This window comes from Nonomuraea sp. NPDC004354, assembly GCF_053602555.1.
This window is the reverse complement of sequence record NZ_JBSGDV010000001.1, coordinates 284,722-303,237: the sequence shown is the minus strand read 5'-3', so window position 1 is coordinate 303,237 and position 18,516 is coordinate 284,722. Positions and strand designations below refer to the sequence as shown.

Annotated in this window: 21 protein-coding genes; 11 read left to right on the top strand and 10 right to left on the bottom strand. The window is 71.2% G+C overall.

Annotated elements, in window-relative coordinates:
* Positions 1-83: 83 nt before the first annotated feature.
* Complete coding sequence (locus tag ACWENQ_RS01385) at positions 84-662, top strand: TetR/AcrR family transcriptional regulator (RefSeq protein ID WP_354913720.1); 579 nt, start codon at positions 84-86, stop codon at positions 660-662.
* Here the strand turns inward: ACWENQ_RS01385 and ACWENQ_RS01380 are convergent.
* Positions 643-1,437 (bottom strand): SDR family NAD(P)-dependent oxidoreductase, encoded by a 795-nt coding sequence (locus ACWENQ_RS01380; protein WP_452412562.1) that lies wholly within the window; start codon positions 1,435-1,437, stop codon positions 643-645. The genes ACWENQ_RS01385 and ACWENQ_RS01380 overlap by 20 nt on opposite strands.
* Positions 1,438-1,507: 70 nt before the next feature.
* Here ACWENQ_RS01380 and ACWENQ_RS01375 point away from each other — a divergent pair, with 70 nt between their 5' ends.
* On the top strand, positions 1,508-2,071 hold the full coding sequence (locus ACWENQ_RS01375; RefSeq protein ID WP_452412561.1) for a TetR/AcrR family transcriptional regulator: 564 nt from the start codon (positions 1,508-1,510) through the stop codon (positions 2,069-2,071).
* Positions 2,072-2,074: 3 nt separating this feature from the next.
* Here ACWENQ_RS01375 and ACWENQ_RS01370 read toward each other — a convergent pair whose 3' ends face one another.
* Genes ACWENQ_RS01370 through ACWENQ_RS01360 form a run of 3 tightly spaced genes read right to left on the bottom strand, consistent with a single transcriptional unit; the run spans position 2,075 to position 5,450 of the window.
* Entirely contained in the window at positions 2,075-3,121 is a 1,047-nt protein-coding gene (locus ACWENQ_RS01370; protein ID WP_452412560.1) for an acyl-CoA dehydrogenase family protein, read from the bottom strand.
* Entirely contained in the window at positions 3,118-4,257 is a 1,140-nt protein-coding gene (locus ACWENQ_RS01365) for an acyl-CoA dehydrogenase family protein (protein WP_452412559.1), read from the bottom strand. Before ACWENQ_RS01365 ends, ACWENQ_RS01370 begins: the two co-directional genes overlap by 4 nt.
* Positions 4,248-5,450, bottom strand: coding sequence for an acyl-CoA dehydrogenase family protein (locus ACWENQ_RS01360; protein WP_452412558.1), 1,203 nt, complete (start codon positions 5,448-5,450; stop codon positions 4,248-4,250). Before ACWENQ_RS01360 ends, ACWENQ_RS01365 begins: the two co-directional genes overlap by 10 nt.
* Before the next feature lie 107 nt (positions 5,451-5,557).
* Between ACWENQ_RS01360 and ACWENQ_RS01355 the strand changes: the two genes are divergently transcribed.
* Positions 5,558-6,145: a GNAT family N-acetyltransferase gene (locus ACWENQ_RS01355; RefSeq protein ID WP_452412557.1), complete on the top strand. Its 588-nt coding sequence runs from the start codon at positions 5,558-5,560 to the stop codon at positions 6,143-6,145.
* Between the two features lie 88 nt (positions 6,146-6,233).
* Here ACWENQ_RS01355 and ACWENQ_RS01350 read toward each other — a convergent pair whose 3' ends face one another.
* The gene (locus ACWENQ_RS01350; RefSeq protein WP_452412556.1) at positions 6,234-6,836 is read right to left on the bottom strand and encodes a TetR/AcrR family transcriptional regulator; all 603 of its coding nucleotides are present in this window, start codon (positions 6,834-6,836) and stop codon (positions 6,234-6,236) included.
* A 75-nt stretch (positions 6,837-6,911) separates the two neighbouring features.
* Between ACWENQ_RS01350 and ACWENQ_RS01345 the strand changes: the two genes are divergently transcribed.
* On the top strand, positions 6,912-8,105 hold the full coding sequence (locus ACWENQ_RS01345) for an FAD-dependent oxidoreductase (protein ID WP_452412555.1): 1,194 nt from the start codon (positions 6,912-6,914) through the stop codon (positions 8,103-8,105).
* Here the strand turns inward: ACWENQ_RS01345 and ACWENQ_RS01340 are convergent.
* From ACWENQ_RS01340 to ACWENQ_RS01330, 3 genes are all read right to left on the bottom strand, one after another.
* Positions 8,008-8,892, bottom strand: coding sequence for a hypothetical protein (locus ACWENQ_RS01340; RefSeq protein ID WP_452412554.1), 885 nt, complete (start codon positions 8,890-8,892; stop codon positions 8,008-8,010). The genes ACWENQ_RS01345 and ACWENQ_RS01340 overlap by 98 nt on opposite strands.
* Positions 8,893-8,966: 74 nt before the next feature.
* The gene (locus ACWENQ_RS01335; RefSeq protein WP_449917488.1) at positions 8,967-9,329 is read right to left on the bottom strand and encodes a VOC family protein; all 363 of its coding nucleotides are present in this window, start codon (positions 9,327-9,329) and stop codon (positions 8,967-8,969) included.
* A gap of 25 nt (positions 9,330-9,354) precedes the next feature.
* Entirely contained in the window at positions 9,355-10,005 is a 651-nt protein-coding gene (locus ACWENQ_RS01330; RefSeq protein ID WP_452412553.1) for a TetR/AcrR family transcriptional regulator, read from the bottom strand.
* A gap of 78 nt (positions 10,006-10,083) precedes the next feature.
* Between ACWENQ_RS01330 and ACWENQ_RS01325 the strand changes: the two genes are divergently transcribed.
* From ACWENQ_RS01325 to ACWENQ_RS01310, 4 genes are all read left to right on the top strand, one after another.
* Positions 10,084-11,067, top strand: a complete 984-nt coding sequence (locus ACWENQ_RS01325) for an SDR family NAD(P)-dependent oxidoreductase (protein ID WP_452412552.1) — start codon at positions 10,084-10,086, stop codon at positions 11,065-11,067.
* Between the two features lie 160 nt (positions 11,068-11,227).
* Entirely contained in the window at positions 11,228-12,106 is an 879-nt protein-coding gene (locus tag ACWENQ_RS01320) for a DMT family transporter (RefSeq protein WP_452412551.1), read from the top strand.
* Positions 12,107-12,186: 80 nt separating this feature from the next.
* Positions 12,187-14,376, top strand: a complete 2,190-nt coding sequence (gene secA2, locus ACWENQ_RS01315; protein ID WP_452412550.1) for an accessory Sec system translocase SecA2 — start codon at positions 12,187-12,189, stop codon at positions 14,374-14,376.
* Positions 14,377-14,460: 84 nt separating this feature from the next.
* Entirely contained in the window at positions 14,461-14,811 is a 351-nt protein-coding gene (locus ACWENQ_RS01310) for a PRC-barrel domain containing protein (RefSeq protein ID WP_354913749.1), read from the top strand.
* 65 nt (positions 14,812-14,876) lie between these two features.
* Here the strand turns inward: ACWENQ_RS01310 and ACWENQ_RS01305 are convergent, their stop codons facing one another.
* On the bottom strand, positions 14,877-15,473 hold the full coding sequence (locus ACWENQ_RS01305) for a nucleotidyltransferase family protein (protein WP_354913751.1): 597 nt from the start codon (positions 15,471-15,473) through the stop codon (positions 14,877-14,879).
* Positions 15,474-15,533: 60 nt separating this feature from the next.
* On the opposite strand from ACWENQ_RS01305, the gene ACWENQ_RS01300 reads away from it, so the two are divergent.
* The 3 genes from ACWENQ_RS01300 to ACWENQ_RS01290 all read left to right on the top strand — a co-directional run bounded on the left by ACWENQ_RS01300 (position 15,534) and on the right by ACWENQ_RS01290 (position 16,685).
* The gene (locus tag ACWENQ_RS01300) at positions 15,534-15,995 is read left to right on the top strand and encodes a DUF1360 domain-containing protein (protein WP_354913753.1); all 462 of its coding nucleotides are present in this window, start codon (positions 15,534-15,536) and stop codon (positions 15,993-15,995) included.
* Positions 15,992-16,474, top strand: coding sequence for a DUF6328 family protein (locus tag ACWENQ_RS01295; RefSeq protein ID WP_449917500.1), 483 nt, complete (start codon positions 15,992-15,994; stop codon positions 16,472-16,474). Before ACWENQ_RS01300 ends, ACWENQ_RS01295 begins: the two co-directional genes overlap by 4 nt.
* Before the next feature lie 61 nt (positions 16,475-16,535).
* Positions 16,536-16,685: a GPGG-motif small membrane protein gene (locus ACWENQ_RS01290; protein ID WP_164903902.1), complete on the top strand. Its 150-nt coding sequence runs from the start codon at positions 16,536-16,538 to the stop codon at positions 16,683-16,685.
* Positions 16,686-16,932: 247 nt separating this feature from the next.
* Here ACWENQ_RS01290 and ACWENQ_RS01285 read toward each other — a convergent pair whose 3' ends face one another.
* Positions 16,933-18,483: a membrane dipeptidase gene (locus ACWENQ_RS01285; RefSeq protein WP_449917504.1), complete on the bottom strand. Its 1,551-nt coding sequence runs from the start codon at positions 18,481-18,483 to the stop codon at positions 16,933-16,935.
* Positions 18,484-18,516 lie beyond the last annotated feature (33 nt).

The window sequence follows — 18,516 nt, the reverse complement described above, 5'->3', positions numbered from 1 at the left end:
CATCAGATACCCAAGGTAAGCCTAACTTAGCCGTGACGAGGCCCTTCCGGACACTCAACCGACCAGTCGGTATGCTGTTGACCATGGCACAGGATGAACCGGTCAGGCAGCGGCTGTTGTCGGAGGCGACGAGGCTGTTCGCCGACCGCGGCTTCGAGAGCACGTCGGTGCAGGAGATCGTGGTCGCGGCCGGGGTCACCAAGGGCGCGATGTACCACTACTTCGACTCCAAGGACGACCTGCTGCACGAGATCTACGGTCGCGTGCTGCGGATGCAGATGGACAGGCTGACCAGGATCGCCGACGGCCCGGGGACCGTGGCGGAGCGCCTGCACGCCGCGGCGGCCGACGTCGTGGAGACAACGGCGGACAACCTCGACGACTCCAAGATCTTCTTCAGGTCGATGCACCTGCTGGCCCCCGAGACGCAGAAGACGGTCAGGGCCGATCGCCGGCGCTACCACGAACGCTTCCGCGACCTGGTGGCCGAGGGGCAGCGCGAGGGCGTGTTCCGTGCGGACGTGCCCGCCGAGATCGTGGTCGACTACTTCTTCGGCTCGGTCCACCATCTCGGCACCTGGTACCACGCCGACGGCCGGCTGTCGGGCGCCCAGGTCGGGGCGCACTTCGCCGACCTGCTGATCAGGTCGTTGCGACCGTAGGGGTGCGCGCGACGCCCCTGGTGACCATCCGGCTCACCAGGGCCAGCAGCCGGCGCGGCCGGCGCGGCATGAGGTGGGCCATCGCGAAGTTGCTCGCCCCCGGCACCACGTAGCCGCGGTCGCGGTCGAGGCCGCGCAGCGCCGCGGCGACCACCTGCCGGGGCGTCGACATCTTGCCGCCGATCGCCGCGTCTCTCGTGCCGAGCACGTCGAAGAAGGGGGTCTCGACCGGCCCCGGGGTCACGGCGAGCACCTTGACGCCGGTGCCGCGCAGCTCGCTCCACAGGGCCAGGCTGAAGTTGAGGACGAAGGCCTTGGACGCGCCGTAGGTGGCGAAGTAGGGCGCGACGTTGAAACCCGCGGTGGAGCCGACGTTGACCACCGCCCCCTCCCCTCTCGCCAGCATGCCCGGCACGAGCGCGTGGGTCAGGCCGACGAGCGCGACCACGTTGACCATGAGCTCGTCGTGCTCGCGCTCCGGCGAGAGGTCCTGGAAGCGGCCCGCCGTACCGAAACCCGCGTTGTTGACCAGCAGGTCGATCCGGCGTCCCTGGACGCGCTCGGCCACCCTGGCGGCGGCGTCGGGGGCGGACAGGTCCTGGCCGATCACCTCGACGGCGACGCCGTGCCGGTCGGCCAGCTCGGCGGCCAGCGCCTCCATCTTCTCCACGGAGCGGGCCACGAGCACGAGGTCGTGACCCCGGGCGGCGAGCTGCCGGGCGAACTCGGCGCCGATCCCGGAGGAGGCCCCGGTGACGAGAGCAGTCTTGTTCATGAGAGCGAATGTAGCAGCTTGGCAGATAACTGCAACACTTTGTCTCAGTTAGGTGCTGTAGCGTCGGCGCATGACAGTCAGGCGGTTGCGGGCGGACGCCGAGCGCAGCGTGCGAGCGATCATGGCGGCCGCCGAGCGGCTGTTCCGCGAGAACCCCTCGGCCACGATGGAGCAGATCGCCGAGGCGGCGGGGGTCGCGCGGGCCACGATCCACCGGCGCTTCGCCAGCCGTGAGGCGCTCATCGAGGCGATGGAGCTGGCCGCGTGGCGCGAGCTCGACGCGATCGTCGAGGCCGCGCGCCCGCAGACCGCTCCCCCACTGGTCGCCCTCCACCAGGCGACGGCGGCGATCCTCGAGGTCAAACCGGGATGGCGGTTCACCCTGGCCGGCCCCGTGCCGATGGGCGCCGAGGCCAGGCAGGTGCAGGAGAGCGTGATGGGCAAGTGCGACGCGGTGTTCGCCAGGGCGCGGGACACCGGGCTGCTGCGCCCCGAGACGGACGTGGCCTGGGTACGGCAGGCCTACCTGGCGCTGCTGACCGAGACCGCGCACACGGCGCCCGACGACGCCGACCCCGACGCCCTGGCCGCCCGCCTGCTCGACACCCTCCTGTACGGCGTCGCGGCGCGTTGACGATCAGGCGGGAGCCGGCAGATCTGCGAGCCCGGCCAGCGCGTCCCTGTGGTCACCCGGCGTGCCGAGCGCGATCTCGGTGGACTTGGCGCGCTTGAGGTACAGGTGGATGGGATGCTCCCAGGTCATCCCGATGCCGCCGTGCAGTTGCACCGCCTCCTCCGCCGCGTGCACCGCCACGCCCGCGTTCCAGGCCTGCACGACCGCGGCCGACACCGGGTCGGCGGCGGTGGCCGCGCGGGCCGCGGCCCTGGCCCTGACGACGTCCAGCCACAGGTCGGCGAGCCGGTGCTTGATCGCCTGGAAGGACCCGACGGGCCTGGCGAACTGGTAGCGCTCCTTGACGTAGGCGAGCGTCGTCTCCAGGCACCACTCGGCCACGCCGAGCTGCTCGGAGGCCAGCAGCCCCGCCCCGAAGCGCAGCGTCTCCGCCAGGTCGAACGCGCCCAGCGGTTCGGCCGCGGCGCCGTCCAGGGTGACGTTCGAGAGCGGCCTGGTCAGGTCGAGCGACGGCACCACCTCGACGCGGGCGCCGGCCGCGCGGACCGCGTGCAGGACGCCACCGGCCGGCACCAGCAGCACGTCGGCCACGTCGGCGCCGGCCACGCCGCGGACCTGCCCGCTCAGCCTCCCGCCGCTCAGGGTGACCCCGGAGGGGACCTCCCGGTACGGCGTGGCCGCGAACGGCACGGCGAGGGCCGCGGTGCTCTCGCCTTCCGCCATCGCGCCCAGCGGGCCGGCGGCGCCCACCTGGAGGAGGGCGTGGGTGGCCAGCACCGCGCTGGTGAAGAACGGGACCGGCGCCACCGCCCTGCCCAGTTCCTCCAGCACGACCGCGGCCTCCCTCGCGGAGGCGCCCGCTCCGCCGTACTGCTCGGGGATCAGCAGCCCGGCCACGCCGATGTCTCGCGCCAGCGTCTTCCACAGCCCGAGGTCGCAGGGCTCGCCCTCCACCCTGGCCGGCGCCGCGGACGACGGGCAGCGGTCGGCGAGCACGGCGCGGACGGTGGCCCGCAGCTCGTCCTCGACGTCGGTGTAGAGCAGCGTCATCGCGGCAGGTCCTTCCAGGGCACGTCCTTGTCGGCGCGGGGTTCGGAGGGCAGGCCGAGCACGCGCTCGGCGATGATGTTGCGCAGGATCTCCGAGGTGCCGCCCTCGATCGAGTTGCCCTTGGCCCGCAGGTAGCGGTAGCCGGGGCCGCGGCCGAGGAAGTCGACCGAGTCGGAGCGGCGGAAGGCCCAGTCGTCGTAGCCGAGGTCGCGGTGGAACTCCACCTCGAATCCGGTCAGCGCCTGGTTGAGCCTGGCGAACGACAGTTTCATGCCCGAGCCCTCCGGGCCGGGCTGTCCCGCGGCGAGCTGCTCGCGCAGCCGTACCCCTGACAGGCGGGTGACCTCGGCCTCCACCCACAGCGCGAGCAGGCGCTGGTGCAGGTCGTGGGTGCGCAGCCCGGGGTGTTCGCGCCAGGCGTCGGCGACCAGCCCGATCATGCCGCCGCCCTGGCGGACGGGTCCGCCGCCGATGGCCACGCGCTCGTTCATGAGCGTGGTCTGGGCGACCCGCCAGCCGTCGCCGACCTCGCCGAGGCGCAGGTCGTCGGAGAGCCGCACCCCGGTGAGGAAGACCTCGTTGAACTCGGCCTCTCCGGTGATCTGCCGCAGCGGGCGCACCTCGACGCCGGGGGCGCGCATGTCGCAGATGAAGTACGTCAGGCCGCGGTGCTTGGGCAGGTCGGGGTCGGTCCTGGCGACGAGGATGGCCCAGCGGGCGTGGTGAGCGCCCGAGGTCCACACCTTCTGACCGTCGACGACCCATTCGTCGCCGTCCTTGACGGCTCGCGTCGCGAGCGTGGCCAGGTCCGAGCCCGCGCCGGGCTCGCTGAACAGCTGGCACCAGATCTCCTCGCCCGTCCACAACGGGCGCAGGAAGCGCTTCTTCTGCTCCTCGGTGCCGAAGGCGAGGATGGTCGGGGCGGCCATGCCCAGGCCGATCGCCTGCACGCCGGTGTCGAGCTGCGGGGTGTGCGCGAGCGCGCGTTCAACCTCCTGCTGCGTCTCGCGGGGCGCGCCGAGCCCGCCCAGCCCGACGGGGAAGTGCACCCACGCCAGCCCCGCGTCGAATCTGGCGCGCAGGAACTCCAGGCGGTCGGAGGGAGCGTTCGCGAGGAACCTGTCGACTACATCCACTTCTTCAGCTCCCTGTGGGCGAGCGAACGCTTGTGCACCTCGTCGGGCCCGTCGGCGAAGCGCAGCGAGCGCACGCCCGCCCAGAGCCCGGCCAGCGGGAAGTCCTGGCTGACCCCGCCGGCGCCGTGCACCTGGATGGCCTTGTCGAGGATCCACTCCACGTCACGAGGAGTGGCGATCTTGATCGCCTGGATCTCGGTGTGGGCGCCCTTGTTGCCGACGGTGTCCATCAGCCAGGCGGTCTTCAGCACCAGCAGCCTGAGCTGCTCGACGCGCACCCTGGACTCGGCGATCCAGTCCTGGACCACCCCCTGCTCGGCGATGGTCCTGCCGAAGGCCGTACGGCTCAGCGAGCGCCTGCACATCAGCTCGATCGCCCGCTCGGCCATGCCGATCATGCGCATGCAGTGGTGGATACGGCCGGGGCCGAGCCTGGCCTGCGCGATCGCGAAGCCGCCGGCCTCCTCGCCGATCAGGTTCCCGGCAGGCACGCGCACGTCCTCGAAGACCACCTCGGCGTGGCCGCCGTGGTCGGCGTCGCTGTAGCCGAAGACGTGCATGCCGCGCTCGATGCGCAGGCCGGGAGTGTCGCGGGGAACGAGCACCATGCTCTGCCGGCGGTGCTTGGGCGCGTCGGGGTCGGTCTTGCCCATGACGATGAAGATCTTGCAGTCCGGGTTCATCGCGCCGGAGATGAACCACTTGCGGCCGTTGATGACGTACTCCGCGCCGTCCTTGACGATCCGGGTGGCGATGTTGGTCGCGTCGGAGGAGGCGACCTCGGGCTCGGTCATCGCGAACGCCGAGCGGATCTCGCCGTCGAGCAGCGGCTGCAGCCACTCCTTGCGCTGCCACTCGCTGCCGAACATCGACAGCACTTCCATGTTCCCCGTGTCGGGCGCGGCGCAGTTGGTCGCGGTCGGCGCGATGCGTGGGCTGCGGCCCATGATCTCGGCCAGCGGCGCGTACTGCAGGTTGGTGAGGCCGGCACCGTGCTCGCCGGGCAGGAAGAGGTTCCACAGCCCTCGCCTGCGGGCCTCCTCCTTCAGATCGGACATCAGCGGCGGGCTGCTCCAGCCGCCGGCCGCCGCCTGCTCCTCGAAGGCCTCCTCGGCCGGATAGACGAACTCGTCCATGAAGCGCAGCAGCCGCTCGCGCAGGTCCTCGGTGACGGTGTCGAAGGCGAAGTCCATGACCTGACCCTACCGACCGGCCGGTATGGGTGTCGACAAGTGGTCGCGAGGAAAACCGGCCGGGTGGCCATGACCGCAGGTGGGCGCCGCTCTGTACGGTGTGCCGCATGACCGTCAAGATGCCGACCGCCATCGTCCACGAGAACTCCGTCGTACGGCTCGAGCCGCTCACCCTCGGCCACATACCCGACCTGTTCGAGGCGGGCGGCGGTGACGACGAGGTGTGGCGCTGGCTGTCCGTCCCGACGCCGCGCACGCCGGACGAGCTCGCCGCGATCGCCGCCGAGATCATCGGCAGCGACAAGTACGCGGCGCACGCGGTCATCCCCCGGCACACCGGCAAGGCCGTCGGCTGGACGACCTACATCGACGTGCCCGGCTTCGACCAGAGCATCGAGATCGGCTGGACCTGGTACGGCCGGACGGTCTGGCGCACGGCGGTGAACACCAGCTGCAAGGTGCTGCTGATCGACCACGCCTTCGACGTGCTCGGCCACAACAGGGTGCAGCTGAAGACCGACCACCTGAACCTCAGGTCGCAGGCGGCGATCAGGCGGATCGGCGGGGTGCACGAAGGGACACTGCGGCGGAACAGGCAGCGGCCGGACGGGACGTGGCGGGACGCCGTGGTGTTCGGCGTCCCGCCCGAGGAGTGGCCCGAGCACCGGGCCCGCCTCGTGTCCTCCTCCGCCTGAGCGCGCCGGTCACCACGGCCCGGGTGACACCGACCGCGGTCACCCCCGTCACCCCTCCATGCCGCCGCCGGGGTCAGGGGGCGAGCGCTCAGGACAGCATGCCGGACAGGAACTCGCCGATCCCCGCCCGCAGGTCCTCCGGCGTCGGCGTCGTACCGGCCCCCGCGATGGCGTCGAACATGACGCCCTCGCCGTAGGCGACCAGTTGCCGCCCGTGCCGTTCCGGATCCGGCGATCCCGCCGCGGCCAGCAGGGCGACGGCGGGGGCCCGGAAGCGGGCGCCCGCCCTGTCGTAGATCTCCCGCAGCTCGGGACGGCGGGTCGCCTCCAGGGCCAGCTCGTAGCGGGCGAGGGTCCTGCGGCGGTCGGCGAACAGGCCCCAGAGCACCTCGGCGATCACGCCCGCCAGATCGTCGCGATCCAGCGGCTCCTCCGCCGCGGACTCGGTGAGCCGACCTTCACCCGGCCACTCCACCGGCAGGGCGGCCGCCGGGGACATCGCCGTCGACTCCAGCTCGGTCAGGCGTTGCAACGTCAGCTCCAGCAGCGCCGCCCTGGTCCGCGCCAGGTTGGAGGTCGACCCCGGAGGAAGGCCGGCGAACTCGTCCACCGCGCGGTGGGTCAGCCCGCGCATGCCGCGCTCGGCGAGCAGGGTGATCGCCGCCTCCGCGACGGCCTCCGAACGTCTCATGTGACCGAGACTACACTTGTAGTTGAAACTACGGCTGTAGTACCGTCCGAACTACAGCCGTAGTGAGGAGTGCACATGTCGAAGGCGGTCGTGATCGGCGCGGGGATCGGCGGCCTGGCCGCGGCCATCGCGCTGGAGCAACGCGGATGGGACGTCACCGTCCTGGAACGCGCGAAAGCGCTCGAACCGGTGGGCTCAGGGCTGGCGATCGCGGCCAACGCCCTCAAGGCACTCGACACCGTCGGTCTCGGCGACGAGGTCCGCCGGCTGTCACGGATCCAGGGCAAGGGCGGCATCAGGACGCCGAGCGGCCGCTGGCTGGTCCACACCACCGAGGAACGGGCCACCGCCAGGTACGGCGACTCGGTGGTCGTCATGCTGCGGGCCACGCTCATGGACCTGCTCGCCGACCGGGTGAAGGATCTGCGGCTCGGCACGGCCGTCACCGCCGTCGACGCCGGCACCGGCGAGGTCCGCGCCGAAAGCACCCCGGCCGGCCCCGCCTCCGGGGCCACGGGCACGGACGGCATCGCGTTCGAGGCCGACCTGGTGATCGGGGCGGACGGCATCCACTCGGCCACGCGCACCACGCTCTTCCCCGGCCACCCCGCCCCCGTCTACTCGGGCGTGACCGCCTGGCGGGCCCTGATGCCCCATCCGGGCGGCACCGTCCAGAGCGCCGAGACGTGGGGAAGGGGCCAGATCGTGGGCGTCCTCCCGCTGGCCGGCGACCTGGTCTACCTCTACGCCACCGACCTGTCGCCCGCGGGAGCCGTCCATGGGGACGAGCGCGCGGAGCTGCTGCGCAGGTTCGGAAGCTGGCACGAGCCGGTGCCCGCGCTGCTGGAGTCCGTCGCCCCGGAGAAGGTGATCCGCAACGACGTCTTCTTCCTCGACACCCCGCTGCCCGCCATGCACCGCGGCCGGGTGGCGCTCGTCGGCGACGCCGCGCATCCCATGACGCCGAACCTCGGCCAGGGCGCCTGCCAGGCGATCGAGGACGCGGTCGTCCTGGCGGCCAACACCGGCGACCTCGCCGCCTACACCGCGGCCAGGCTGGAGCGCACCTCGATGGTGGTGGCCCGGTCGATGAAGCTCTGCCGCATGACCAAGCTCCGCCACCCGCTCGCCGTACGGCTGCGCGACACGGGCATGTCGCTGGCGGCCAGGTTCAGCTCCGATCTGATGCTGCGGTCGATGGATGAGGTACTGGGATGGACACCTCAGGACTCGGCCGGGAGTGGTCGGGGGCCAGCCGTCCCAGCGTGATCGTCCCCGCGATGGTCAGCGCCGCGGCCAGCAGCGCGGGCACGGCCGTCGACGGCGAGGTGGGCAGCGGCTCGCCGAGCAGGATCGCCCCCGCGAGCACCGAGGTGACCGGGTCGATGACCTGCACGCCCGCGTAGGCGACGCCGAAGTAGCCGACCGCGTAGGAGCGCTGGAGCAGCACCACCGCGAAGACCAGCATCACCGGGATGACCAGCGTGAACCAGTGGAGGAGCCGGGAGAGGTCGCCGTGCAGACCGGCGCCGACCACCCGCACGAACGTCGACACGCTGGCGGTCACCACCCCCGCCCCGACCGACAGCAGCAGCGCCTTGGTGGCGCCCTGTGATCTGGCCGCGGCCGCGTTCGAGACCAGCACGATCAGCCCGATCACCGCGAGGAAGCCCAGCGCGGCGGGGGTGGACAGTTCGGGGGTCACGTTGGTGTGCGGGACCAGCAGCGTCAGCCAGAGCAGGCCGACCGCGACGGCGATGGATCCGAGGATCTCGGCCCGGTACGGCTTGCGGCCGTACAGGTAGGCGGCCAGCGGCACGGCGAACACGAGTGTCGCCACGGACACCGGCTGCACGACCACCAGCGGCGCGAAGCTCAGCGCCACGGCGTGCAGGCTGGCGCCGGTGAAGCCGATGACGCCGCCGATCCACCAGCGGGGCCGCTTGACCAGCTTGAGCGAGGCGCCGGCGGCGACGGCCTCGAACTGCTGCAGCGCCGCTCCGATCGCGTATCCCAGTGCCCCAGCGAGGGCGATGATCAGGCCGACCCAGGTCATGGGCGCCCACGCAGGGGCATGTTCACGAGCATTCCTCCAGCTTAGGGCGCCCGCCGCGGCCCTTGAATCAGACTTTAGGAGGACCTCTCCGGACATACACAGAACAGATGCCCCTCGGGGTCCTGCATGACGACCCATCCGTCACCGGGTTGGAAGTCGGGCCTGGTGGCGCCCATGGCCTCGTACTCCTCGACCGCCTTGGCCACGTCCGGAACCCTGAAGTCGAGGTGGAACTGCTTGTCGTCGCTGGGCCATGCGGGGGCCCGGTATCCCGGGATGCGGCCGAAGTAGATGGTCGTGGCGCCGTCGCTCACGGCGGAGTACTCGGGTTCGGCGACCTGGATGTCGAGACCGGTGACCTGGCTCCAGAACTCGGCCATGCGGACGGGGTCATCGCAGTCGATGGTGAACGCGATGAGGTTTGCCTTCGTTGTCATGCGCTCAGTCTTCACGTCATACCTGTCAGCTCGTGTCAGGTACACGAGGATTCGTCCCGAGGTCGCTCATGTGCTGCCGGCGGCAGCACATGACCAGGTCCACGGCCTGCCGCATCGCACGCCGTACTCCTTCGGGAGAGTCGCCACGCGCCAGAGCGGCCAGCGTCGCGGCGCTCACCGCACCGATCACGCCACCCACCAGCGCGGCGGCACCGATCGGGTCAAGCTGGTCCGGGTAGGCCTCGTGCAGCGCTCCGGCCACCTCGTCCTGCGCGGCGAGGTAGCGCTGGAGCACGCGCGCCTGCAGCACCGGAGACGAGGCGGCCAGGCGGACTCGTAGCGCCGCGAGCCCGCTGGCCAGATCACCGTCCCAGCTGTTGGCGATCATCCGCTCCGTCGCCCGCAGGAGGACGTCGGGATACCCCTCGGCTGGACCGCGCTCGGCGATCACCCGCAGGGCGAGGTCGATCCGCACGTCGGCGTCGGCGAAGAGCACGTCCTCCTTCGCCTGGAAGTGGAGGAAGAAGGTGCGCGTGGACACCTCGGCCGCCTCGGCGATCTCGGCCACGGTGACGTCCTCGTAGCCCTTGTCCTCGAACAGGTGGACCGCCGCGTCGATCAGGGCCTGCCGCGTGCGCAGCTTCTTGCGCTCCCGCAACCCGAGGCTCTCGTTCATGGCGCCATCCTATTGCATTTCATGTATTGCTTCATGCTATGTATTGATGCATCGAATGTAGCGAACTGGAGGTCACCCATGGGACACCTGGACGGACGCGTCGTGCTCATCACCGGCGCCGGGCGGGGCATCGGGCGAGAGGAGGCGCTGCACTTCGCCGCCGAGGGCGCCAAGGTCGTGGTCAACGACCCCGGCGTGGCCATCGACGGCTCCGGTGGCGACTCCGGCGTGGCGGCCGCGGTGGTCGAGGAGATCGTCGCCCGCGGCGGGCAGGCCGTGGCCAGCACCGACAGCGTCGCCGACTGGGACGGCGCGCGGCGCATGGTGGACACGGCCCTGCAGGTCTTCGGCGACCTCCACGTCGTCGTCAACAACGCGACCATCGAGCGCAACCGGGCGCTCGCCGACCTGACGGAGGAGGAGTTCGACGACGTCGTCGCCGTGAAGCTGAAGGGCACGTTCGCGGTCACGCGGTGGGCGGCCCGCTACTGGCGCGAACGATTCGAGGCCGGGGTCCGCGTCGACCGGGCCGTCGTCAACACCTCCTCGGGCTCCGGCCTGCTCAACCCGCTGCCCACCCAGGCCTCCTACGCGGCCGGCAACGCGGGCGTCGCGGCACTGACCATCGTGGGAGCGCTCGAACTCGGCCGGTACGGCGTGCGAGTCAACTGCCTGTCCCCCTCCATGGCCCGCACCCGGCTCACCCTCGACGTCCCCGGCATGCGCGAGGAATCGCCCGCGGACGGCTTCGACCCGTTGCACCCCTCCACCAGCGCGCCCGTCGCCGCCTACCTGGCAAGCGCCGCGTGCCCGCTCACCGGTCAGGTGCTCTCGGTCCGCGGCGGGTCGGTCGCGGTCAACCACGGATGGTCGCGCGGCGGGCACGTGCGAAAGGAGGGCCGGTGGACCGTCGGCGAACTGGCCGAGAAGCTGCCGGCGGTGCCGATGGACGACCCCTTCGGCAAGCTCGCCGACGCCCTCGGCGGCGCCCTCGGCCCGGACGGGCGCGCCAGGATCCAGGAGATGATCGACGCGCTGCTCGACCAGGAGGGCAGGCGGTAGGGTGAGTCCCGTGCCGTTCTTCATCATCTCTCCGCCCGCCGCGCGCTAGCGGGCGGCCTCTCTCCTGATCTCTCCGGATCTACGGGAACCACGGGATCCGGCGGTGGTTGCTGCCCGCGTACGGGCCGAACGTCGACAACCACTCCATCCGGAGAAATCAATGACGCAAGTTTCCGTACGGCGCGGCGTGCTTTACGTCTCCGTGGCCGCGGCCGCCTGGGGCACCGGCGGCGCGGCGGGCTCCCTGCTCTTCCAGTCCGCCGGGATGGGGCCGATCGGGGTGTCGCTCTGGCGCTACCTGCTCGGCGCGCTCTTCCTGCTCTTCCTCATCCGGCGCCGGCCCCGCCCGCACGGCAGGCTCCTGCTCGTGGGAGCGGGGATGGCGGTGTACCAGACCGCCTACTTCGCGGCGATCTCCTCCTCGGGCGTGGCCGTCGCGACGGTCGTCACGATGGGCGCGACCCCGCTGTTCACCGCGCTCGGCGGGCGGCTGTTCCTCGGCGAACGGCTCGACCGGGTGGGCGCCGTCTGCGTGGGCGCCGCCCTGACGGGGCTGGTCATGCTGACCGGCGAGACGGCGCTGAACGGCACGACCGCCCAGACCGGGGCGGGGGCGCAGACGCCGGCCGGGATCGGGTTCGCCCTGCTCTCGGCCGCCGGATACGCCGCGGTCACCCTCCACTCCCGGCGGCACCACGACGACCCGTACGGCACCGCGGTCGGCGGGTTCGCCGTCGGCGCGCTCTGCCTGGCCCCCTTCGCCCTGGTCGACGGGGTGCTGCCGCAGGTCACGCTGCCCACCGTCGGCCTGCTCCTCTACCTCGGCGCGGTGCCGACCGCCCTGGCGTACGGGCTGTACTTCAGGAGCCTGTCGGCGCTCAGGGCGACCACCGTCTCGGTGATCTCCCTCGGCGAGGCGGTCGGCGCGGCGACCCTCGGCGTGCTGGTGTTCGGCGAGCGGCTGACCGTGCTCACCACGGCGGGCTGCATCGTCCTGCTCGCCGCGGTGATCACACTGACCGTTCACGAACGCGGATGAGCTAGTGTCCGGTACGGCGGCGTCCGCCGTACCGGACAGGTCCGGGAACCGGTGCCGACCGAGCGCTCGTTGGAGGATTCGTGGCGTCGTTTTCCGGGTTTTTCAGGAACATCCTGGACCGGCCAGGTGGCCTGAACCTGTCCCCGTACAGGAAGATCGTCGATGCGGCGGGCAAGCTGTCCTATCCCGGCGAGCTGCCCCGGCCGAGGACGGACAACCTGGCCGAGTTCTGCGCCGTGGCGCGCGAGGCGGCCGACCGGACGCTGGGGCTCAGGCCGTACGACGTGCAGCTGCTCGGCACCGTGGCGCTGCTCCACGGTCACGTGGCCGAGATGGCCACCGGCGAGGGCAAGACGCTGTCGGGCGCGATGGCCGCGGCCGGATACGCGCTGCAGGGCAAGCGGGTCCACGTGATCTCGGTCAACGACTACCTGGCACGGCGTGACGCCGAGTGGATGGCGCCGTTCTACGACGCGCTCGGCGTCACGGTCGGCTGGATCGACCAGAACTCCACGCACGAGGAGCGCCGCGAGGCCTACGCCAAGGACGTCTGCTACGGCCCGGTCAGCGAGATCGGGTTCGACGTGCTGCGCGACCGGATGCGCACCGACCCCGCCGACATCATCATGCCCGCGCCCGAGGTGGCGCTGGTCGACGAGGCCGACTCCGTCCTGGTGGACGAGGCGCGGGTGCCGCTGGTGCTGGCCGGCGCGGCCGACGCCGGCGACGCCGTACCGGAGATGGCGGAGCTGGTGCGCACCCTGGTCAGGGGCTACCACTACGAGATCGACGAGCAGGCCAGGAACGTCTTCCTGACGTCCAAGGGCGCCGACAGCGTGGAGTCGATCCTCGGCGTCGAGCTCTACGACGAGCACGAGCCCGGCACGCTCATCGAGCTGAACCTGGCGCTGCACGCGCACGCGCTGCTGACGCGCGACGTCGACTACATCGTCCGCGACGGCAAGGTCCAGCTCATCAACCCCTCGCGCGGCCGGGTGGCGCTGCTGCAGCGCTGGCCCGACGGGTTGCAGGCGGCGGTGGAGGCCAAGGAGGCGCTCTCGCCGACCGAGAAGGGCGAGATCCTCGACCAGCTCACCGTGCAGGGGCTGATCAGACGCTACCCGCAGGTGTGCGGCATGACCGGCACGGCGGTGGCGGTCAGCGAGCAGCTCGGCGAGTTCTACGACCTCAAGGTCGCCGTCATCCCGCCCAACAAGCCGTGCGTCAGGGAGGACGAGCCCGACCGCCTCTACCCGACCGAGCCCGACAGGGACGCGGCGCTGGTGGAGGAGATCCAGGCGATGCACGCCACGGGCCGGCCGATCCTCATCGGCACCCTCGACGTGGCCGCGTCGGAGCACCTCGCCAAGCTGCTGCAGCGGCGCGGCCTCGACCCCGTCGTCCTCAACGCCAAGAACGACGCGGAGGAGGCGGCGATCATCGCGCGCGCCGGCGAGCGCGAGGCCATCACCGTCTCCACCCAGATGGCCGGGCGCGGCACCGACATCCGTCTCGGCGAGGGCGTGGCGGAGCTGGGCGGCCTGTACGTGATCGGCTCCGGCAAGCACGTCAGCAGCCGGCTCGACGACCAGCTGCGCGGCCGCGCGGGACGCCAGGGCGACCCCGGCGGCTCGGTCTTCTTCGCCAGCATGGCCGACGACCTGGTCACCCAGTTCGTCCCCGGCGAGCGCCCGCCGCCCGCCGACCCCGACGGCGTGGTACGGCACCGCCGCGGCGCCTACCTCGTCGGCCACGCGCAGCGGGTCGCCGAAGGCGTCAACCTGGAGATCCACCGCAACACCTGGCGCTACACCCGCCTGCTCGAGCACCAGCGCGAGCTCATCCTGGAGTGGCGCGACAAGGTCCTGCACGGCGACTCCGCCGCCAAGGCGCTCGCCGAGGCCGATTCGGAGCGCTGGGCCGCCCTCGACGAGGAGATCCGCGACGAGACCGCCCGGCAGATCGTGCTGCACGCCATCGACACCTGCTGGACCGAGCACCTGGCCTTCCTGAGCGACCTGCGCGAGGGCATCCACCTGCGGGCGCTCGGCCGGATGAGCCCGGTGGACGAGTTCCAGCGCGAGGCCGTGGCGGAGTACAGGACGTTGCTGGCCGAGGTCGAGCGCCGCTCGCTGGAGTCCTTCGAGGCCCCGGCGCGCGACCTGAAGCGCCCGTCGGCGACGTGGACGTACATGGTGCAGGAGAACCCGTTCGGCACCGAGCTGGACCGCCTGCTGAAGCGGGTCACCTCGGCCCTGCGGCACGGCTGAGCGCCGGACCGGATTGACCCTCACTTCCGCGGGTAGAGGGGGCGGGCCCGAGAAAGACGAGCAGAAGAGAGGGAGAGAGCACCGATGGAGCTCTGGAACTATCGTCCTGACGTCTACGACCGCAACCAGAGCCTGGACCTGGCGGGATACCACGTCCACGCGACGGACGGGAAGATCGGGAAAGTCGACGAGGCCACCTACGAAGTGGGCGAGAGCTACGTGGTCATCGACACCGGTCCGTGGATCTTCGGTAAGAAGGTCATGCTGCCGGCTTCGGTGATCACGCGCATCGACCCGCAGGAGAGCATCGTCTACGTCTCCAGGACGAAGGAAGAGATCAAGGACGCGCCCGAGTTCGACGAGGGCACGTTCAAGGAGCCGGAGTACCGGCAGCGGCTGGGCGACTACTACGGCCGCTTCCCGCAGTCCTTCTGACCCAGGAGGCAGGAAGGGCCGCGCCCTGGGGGCGCGGCCCTTCTCATGTCCAGCCGTGGGTGGGTTCAGGGCCAGGAGACGCTCATCCCCTTCTCCACCGGCTTCTCGATCACCCCCAGCCGCTCCAGCAGCGTCAGGAACGTCGACGCGTAGGGCGACGCCTCGACCACCGCCGCCACGCGGCTCCAGTCGACCTGCTCGCGCATGGCCCTGACCTGGGGCAGCAGCCCGCCGTAGTCGCACGAGTGCTCGGACAGCGGCAGCAGCCAGGAGATCACCAGATCCGTCGCCTCCAGGACCGGCACGATCACCGCCGCCGCCACCAGCGGCTCGGCCCGTTCCAGCAGCCCCTCGGTGACCGGCCGGTAGGCCACCCTGAAGATCAGGTCCACCAGCCGTCCCTCGTCGTACGCCTTGACCAGCCAGTCCTCGGGCGGCCGCACCGTGTCGAACCCGGCGCGCGTCAGGGCGTCCAGCGCCGCGGGCGCGTCCTTCTCCAGGATCACGAAGTCCACGTCGTGCAGGGACGGCGCCGCCCCTCGCGCGTAGGCGGCGCAACCTCCGGCGAGCGCGTATCTGACGCCCGCGTCCTTGAGGCCGGAGCTGGCGCGTTTCAGGGTTTCCAGGATCGCGTCGGTGACCTCGTGACTGTGGCTGCCCATGGCACGGCACTACCCGATCGATCGGCGACTAGACCTGGCGGCAAGGGGTAGCGGGCCCCCATGACCGAGATCTCCGAGGGGTACGGCCGCCCGCTGAGCGGCTACGTCAAGATCATGGCGGCGTACGGCACAGCCGTGGCCGCCGCGGCCGCGCTGGCCGCGCTGAACGGCAAGCGCCCGCCCGACCGGCTCGGTCTGCTCGATCTCTTCCTGATGGGGGTGTGCACCCACCGCCTGTCGCGCACGCTGGCCAAGGATCCCGTGACGAGCCCGTTGCGCGCGCCGTTCACCACGTTCCAGGGTGTCAGCGGCCCGGCCGAGCTCAAGGAGGAGCCGCGCGACGCGATCGGCGAGCTGATGGCCTGCCCGTTCTGCCTGGCGCAGTGGGTGGCGACGGGCTACGCCGCCGGGCTCGTGCTCGCGCCCCGGCTGACCAGGCTGGTCGGCGCGACCATGACGGCGGTGGCCGTCTCCGACTGGCTGCAGTTCGGTTACGTGAAGCTCATGAAGGAGGCCGAGTGAGGCGGGAACGTCCGGAGCCCGGTGAGAGCCACAAGGAACGGGTGGACCGGGAGCTCGCCGAACTGTTACAGGGTCTGCGGGTGGCGGTCACGGGCGTGCAGGTGCTCTTCGCGTTCCTGCTGACGCTGCCGTTCCAGGCCGGCTTCCCCAAGGTCGACGCCGTGGGCAGGTGGTTGTTCTTCGTGTCGCTGATCGCGTCGGCGTTCGCCTCGGTCTGCTTCATCACGCCCGCCGCCCAGCACCGGTTGATCTTCAGGACCGGGTTGAAGGAGCGAATGCTGCAACGCGCCAACGGGCTGGGCGTGGCGGGCGCGATCCTCCTGCTGGTCGCCATGTCGAGCGCGGTCGCGCTGGTGACCGAAACCGTGATCGACAGCTGGCAGGCCGCGCTGTTCGGCGGTGCGGTGGCAGTGGCCGGCGGATGGTTCTGGCTGCTGCAGCCGCTCCTGGACCTCTACCGCACCCGGGGGTCGTCATAACCGAGCCCCTTCCCGGGCCGTTCGACGTTAGACGGCCTTCCTCAGGGGCAGCTTGGATGCCATGGCTACATTGCTTTGGATCATCGCAGTCATCCTCGTCATCGCCGGGATCTACGTGATCCTGGCCCGTCGCGACATCCTCTGGGGGATCGTCCTCATCGTCCTCGGATTCCTGGTCGGCCCCGGTGGTGTGAGCATCTTCAACGTCTGACCCTCGGGGCGGGACTCCGGTCCATGCCGCCCCGAGGCGACGCCTGTGATAGCCCCTGACGGGGCCGGTTCCCGGACCGTGACGGCCGGCTGAGGCCGTCCGGGCCAGGGCGCCGACCGTCGCCGGCGCGCGTCAGGGACGAGACGGCCGCGGAGCCGACCGGCTCCGCGGCCATGACCTGTCCGGGGGGGTTGGACGACCCGTTCTTCGACCGTCAGCGGGCTGGGGGCGCCGTCAGGAAGGCGCCTCAGCGCGCCGGTGGTGCCGTGGTCGCCTCCCACGTGCGCAGGTAGGCCTCGGCGCCGGAGGCGAGGTCGTCCACGAGCGGCTGGCCGCCCAGCTGTCTCAGGTCCTCGATCCAGTCGGGAACCAGGCCGTAGTGGGCGACGCCGTCCACGTTGTAGTCCCACACCCGCTCGCCGGTGCGTGGCCGGTCCAGCGTGAGGGAGCCGTCGGCGGTGGTGAACGGATAGGTCACGGTGCTTCCCGCCCGTGGCGCGGGAAGCGGGCCGAGCCCGTTGGCGTCCAGGCCGTAGCCGTAGCCGGGGCGGCCGATCTCCTGGCGCAGCGGCTGGGTGCGCCGCCACTCCGCGGCGAACTCCTCGGCGGCGTGGCCGTACTGGGTGACCATGCCGCCCAGACGGTAGATGCGCGGCAGGTAGGCCGGGTCGGCCCAGCTGTGGGAGGAGATGACGCCGGGATAGCGGGCGGCTTCGAGCAGGTCGAGCGTCTGGTCGGCGGCCTTGACGCTCATGTGGTCGATCTCGATCATCATGCCGCGCCGCATCATGCCCTCGACCATGTGGCGGCCGAGCGCGGTCAGCCCCTTGGGGTTGCAGTGCGGGGCGGGCGGGTAGACCGGCAGGCCGATGCCCGGTGGCAGCCAGCGCGCCAGGTCAGGAGGCAGGACGGCGGGCGAGATCGGGTTGTCGTGCTCGGGCCCGGTGCACTTCTCGACCTTCCAGAAGCTCCCCGACGACAGCAGGTTGCCCAGGTTGACGATCGCGCCCTGGGTGCCGGAGTCGAAGCGCACGCCGCACAGCGCGTTGTCGTACTTGTGGCAGACGAACATGCTGCGCACGCCCAGCGCGTACATCTCGTCGAGCCCGCGGTCGATCTGCGCCTTGGTGCAGTGCGGGACGCCGAGCGTGGTGCGGCAGCCGAACGGCTCGGAGGTCTCGATGCCGAGCACCACGGCCAGCTTGCCGGCCGTGATGACCTCGCGCGCCTCGGCGGGGCTCCTGACCACCCGGAACCAGCCGCGTCCCGGGCCGCCCGCCAGCGTGTCGATGTGGTCCTGCAGCTCGAACGTGCGCTGGGCCTCGCGCCTGATCGCCCACATCTCGTCGCACGGGTTGGTCTTCAGCGGGTAGATCTCGCACAGCTGCCGGTTGGCGACGAGATCGTTGACCATGACGCGCAGGCCGCCGCGCCAGGCGCGCTCGATCCATTCGTAGTAGGCCTGCTGGTGGGTGAGCGAGTCGTTGGCCGGCCAGTCCTTGAAGGTCGGCCAGCCGGTCGGGTCATGGGTGCCGGTCGGCGAGCCCGTCCTGGTGAAGTTCTCGAACCAGGCGGCTTCGCCGTTGGGGTAGTGGTCGAGGCAGTCGAGCAGGGCACGGGCGACGCCCCCGGGGTCGAACGGCTTGCCGCACAGCAGCTTGCCGCCGAACGCCTCGTAGGACATCAGGTGACTGTGCCCGTCGACGAACCCGCGGACGGGAGCGGAGGGCTGAGTGGGCGCGGCCATCGCGACCACGCACAGCAGGGCGAGTGAAGCCAGGACACGGCGTACGACCATGCACCGACATCAACACCAAGCTACCGCTCGGTC